This is a genomic window from Flavobacterium sp. HTF, from assembly GCF_003105115.1.
GTDB lineage: Bacteria > Bacteroidota > Bacteroidia > Flavobacteriales > Flavobacteriaceae > Flavobacterium.
Genome location: NZ_QETH01000165.1, coordinates 1 through 3,761, shown reverse-complemented (window position 1 = coordinate 3,761; position 3,761 = coordinate 1). Strand labels below are relative to the sequence as shown.

At 33.5% G+C, this 3,761-nt stretch carries 4 protein-coding genes; 2 read left to right on the top strand and 2 right to left on the bottom strand.

Going from position 1 to position 3,761, the window contains the following annotated elements:
* Positions 1-129: 129 nt before the first annotated feature.
* Positions 130-312 carry a twin-arginine translocase TatA/TatE family subunit gene (locus DCO46_RS22375; protein WP_116754675.1) on the top strand — a complete coding sequence of 61 codons (183 nt, stop codon included), beginning with the start codon at positions 130-132 and terminating at the stop codon, positions 310-312.
* A 183-nt stretch (positions 313-495) separates the two neighbouring features.
* Here the strand turns inward: DCO46_RS22375 and DCO46_RS22370 are convergent, their stop codons facing one another.
* Positions 496-2,619, bottom strand: a complete 2,124-nt coding sequence (locus tag DCO46_RS22370) for a Tex family protein (protein ID WP_116754674.1) — start codon at positions 2,617-2,619, stop codon at positions 496-498.
* 116 nt (positions 2,620-2,735) lie between these two features.
* On the opposite strand from DCO46_RS22370, the gene DCO46_RS22365 reads away from it, so the two are divergent.
* Entirely contained in the window at positions 2,736-3,005 is a 270-nt protein-coding gene (locus DCO46_RS22365; protein ID WP_116754673.1) for a DUF1294 domain-containing protein, read from the top strand.
* A 141-nt stretch (positions 3,006-3,146) separates the two neighbouring features.
* Here the strand turns inward: DCO46_RS22365 and rpiB are convergent, their stop codons facing one another.
* On the bottom strand, positions 3,147-3,578 hold the full coding sequence (rpiB, locus tag DCO46_RS22360; RefSeq protein WP_116754672.1) for a ribose 5-phosphate isomerase B: 432 nt from the start codon (positions 3,576-3,578) through the stop codon (positions 3,147-3,149).
* Positions 3,579-3,761: the final 183 nt, after the last annotated feature.

The following is a 3,761-nucleotide window of genomic DNA, read 5'->3' as shown; positions in this document are numbered from 1 at the left end:
TTTTATAAAATATTTAACGTACCTTAAAAGAAAGATTTTAAACCAAAAACACTTTTTGTTCGTATATTTCTATATACCTTTGCGGTAAAAATTAGAAAACAATTTGCTTCGGCATAAATATATACAGTCATGGGAAGATTAGGTCTTACAGAAATCCTCGTAATAGTAGGTATTGTGATATTACTTTTTGGAGGTAAAAAAATTCCGGAATTAATGAAAGGTTTAGGAAGCGGAATTAAGGAATTCAAAAACGCTGCTAAAGACGATCAACCTGCTTCTGCAGTGAAAAAAGAAGAGGAAGAAATTAAATAATTATTTCAGAACTTATTTAAAAATTCCAGGTTAAACTTGTTTAGCCTGGAATTTTTTTATTCCATAAAGTCTAACTTTTGAAAATTCTGAAAAAGAAACTCCCAAACTACAATTGTAGTTTGGGAGTTTTTGTATTTAATAATTCCAGATTTTGGAATTTGGTATTTTTCAAAAATTGGAATTTTAAAGTACCATTGTCAGCTGAATACGTTTTCTGTCTTCATCCACTTCTGTAACTTTTACATCAACATGCTGATGTAGTTTTACCACTTCGTTTACATCGCTTACAAATCCGGCTTTGAGCTGTGAAATGTGAACCAATCCGCTTTCTTTGATTCCGATATCAACAAAGCAGCCAAAATTGGTAATGTTATTCACAATTCCAGGCAAAATCATTCCGGTTCTCAGATCTTTGATCGATTTTACATTCGCATCAAATTCAAAAACCTTAGCTGACTTTCTTGGGTCTAATCCAGGCTTTTCAAGCTCTTTTATGATGTCTTTCAAAGTAAGTAAACCAATTTCAGGTGTAATATATTTTTCGGGCTTAATAAGCGCTGTTTTCTCTTTGTTTGCAATTAAATCATTTACCGAAAGTTTCAGGTCTTTTGCCATTTTCTCCACAACAGGATAAGCCTCTGGATGCACTGCAGAATTATCAAGCGGATTTTTAGCATTCGAAATTCTAATAAACGCTGCTCCCTGCTGATACGCTTTATCTCCCAGACGCGGTACTTTTTTCAGTTGTTTTCTATCTTCAAAAGGACCATTTTCAGAACGATATTGGACGATGTTTTCAGCAAGCTTTTCTCCTATTCCACTCACATAGCTTAGTAAATGTTTACTCGCAGTGTTGATATTGATTCCAACCGAGTTCACACATCGAATTACGGTATTGTCCAATTCTTCTTTTAGTTTCGTCTGGTCAACATCATGTTGGTATTGTCCTACTCCAATTGCTTTCGGATCGATTTTTACCAATTCGGCCAACGGATCTGAAAGTCGGCGGCCAATAGAAACAGAACCACGAACCGTTACATCATAATTAGGAAATTCTTCTCTCGCAATTTTTGATGCCGAATATACCGAAGCTCCGGCCTCAGAAACAATAAAAACCTGAACCGGTTTGTCAAACGCGATTTTTTTGATGAAAAATTCGGTTTCTCTTGAAGCAGTACCGTTTCCGATAGAAATGGCATCAATCTGATAGGCATTTACCATCGAACGGATTTTTTTTATCGCCATTGCTTCTTCGTTTTGAGGTGCATGCGGATAAATGGTTTCATTGTATAATAAATCTCCTTTTTCATCCAGGCATACTACTTTACATCCGCTTCTAAATCCGGGATCAATAGCCAGAATTCGTTTTTCTCCTAACGGCGGAGCCAGCAATAACTGTCCTAAATTGTTGGCAAAAACCTGGATTGAATTGGCATCTGCTTTTGCTTTTGCTTCCTGCAACGTTTCATTTCCAATCGCAGGATTCAGTAATCTTTTAAAACTGTCTTCAATTGCTAATTGCAAATGTGCTGTTGTATTATTTTGTTTTTTAATGATAATTTCATCAATAACATCGTAAGCGTCATCGATATCAACATCGATTTTCATTTTTACAAAACCTTCGTTTTCAGCACGAAGCATTGCTAATAATCGGTGTGATGGTGTTTTTGTCAAAGGTTCTTCCCAGTCAAAATACTGACTGAATTTTTGTGCTCCTTCTTCTTCGGCTTTCTTTTTTACGACTTTGGTTCCAATAGTTGCTTTTCGCTGATATAATCTTCTTAATTGCTTACGGACATAAATATTTTCGTTGATCCATTCGGCCACGATATCTCTTGCGCCCTGTATAGCGGCTTCTTCATTGATCACATTTTCATTAATATACTGCGTCGAAATAAAATCAACATCAACATCACTTTCAGACATGATTAATTTGGCCAAAGGTTCCAGACCAAATTCACGAGCCACATCGGCTTTTGTTTTTTTCTTCTTTTTATATGGAAGGTAAAAATCTTCTATCTCCTGTAAATCAAAACTATCTTCAATTTTTTTCTTCAATTCCGGCGTAAGCGCTTTTTGTTCTTCAATAGATTTTAAAACCGCTTCTTTACGTTTTACAAGCGTTTCATACTCTTTTTGAAATTTTGCAATTTGTTCAATTACAACTTCATCCAGATTTCCTGTTGTATCTTTTCGGTAACGCGAAATAAACGGAATCGTACAATCTTCTTCTAAAAGTTTTACTGTGTTTTGAATACTAACCGCCGGTGCCTGAACAGACTTGGCAATAAATTGAATATTAGTCATAGCTTTAAATGAAATAATTTCTTAATTATAAAATGGCTTAATCTGTTTCTATAAAACCTTAAACAGATAATCATTGACGAGGCTAAAATAATATCTTTGTTTCTATTTTTTAGCCAATGGAAGTTTTATTAATATTTTTTTTAGTTGTAAATGTTCTGGAGTTTGTTATTGCTGGAATTGACAAATTCCTGGCTGTGAAACAAAAACGCAGAATTCCCGAAAATACATTGTTCTTTCTCTCTTTTATTGGCGGATCCATCGGTTTATTGATAGCAATGTTGATCTTCAGACATAAAACGTCTAAAACTTCTTTTATTATAAAGTTTGCTCTGATTATTTTGGTTCAGATAGTAGTTATATATTACTTTTTACATGATAAAAAATAGATATTAACATTGTTAATAACGTTGAAATATAATCTTAATAAATTATTTTTAAGTAACTTAAATAAAAAACCGGATGAATTTTTAAAAATTCGCCCGGTTTGCTTTTTATATGGTGCGAAGCACCCGATTTTTTTGACTTTTTTATGAACAGGCAATTTTATTCACTCTGTTTTGGTGTCTTCCTCCTTCAAATGCTGTTGTCAGGAAAGTTTCAACAATTTCAACAGCTTGTGGTACTGAAGTAAACCTAGCCGGAATACTCACGATATTGGCATCATTATGTAAACGCGTCAGATAAGCAATTTCTTTTGTCCAGCAAAGACCGGCCCTAACTTTCGGGTGTTTATTAACCGTCATGGCAATTCCGTTTCCGCTGCCACAGATTACGATTCCAAAATCAGCTTTTCCTTCAGATACATCATTGGCAACAGGATGTCCAAAATCCGGATAATCAACAGAATCCTCAGAATCTGTTCCGTAATTTGTTACTTCATAACCTTTTGCTTCAAGCATTTTCACAATTGCTTTTTTGTAGTCTGGTCCTGCGTGATCGTTCCCTATTGAAATTTTCATTTTTATACTATTAAGTTGTGTAATACAAATTTAATTAAAGAATTTCATTTATGCTTGACTATAAATTTATTTATTAAAAATAAAAATTGTAATATTTTATTTACACATTTTTAATATATTCACTTTTTAATAATGAAATTAGATAGATAGAACATGAAAAATATTATAAGCTTATTATTGCTA

Bases quoted from the DNA above. Each gene is read 5' to 3' on its own strand.
- DCO46_RS22375 (WP_116754675.1), top strand. From the start codon at position 130: ATGGGAAGATTAGGTCTTACAGAAATCCTCGTAATAGTAGGTATTGTG.
- DCO46_RS22370 (WP_116754674.1), bottom strand. From the start codon at position 2,619: ATGACTAATATTCAATTTATTGCCAAGTCTGTTCAGGCACCGGCGGTT.
- DCO46_RS22365 (WP_116754673.1), top strand. From the start codon at position 2,736: ATGGAAGTTTTATTAATATTTTTTTTAGTTGTAAATGTTCTGGAGTTT.
- rpiB (WP_116754672.1), bottom strand. From the start codon at position 3,578: ATGAAAATTTCAATAGGGAACGATCACGCAGGACCAGACTACAAAAAA.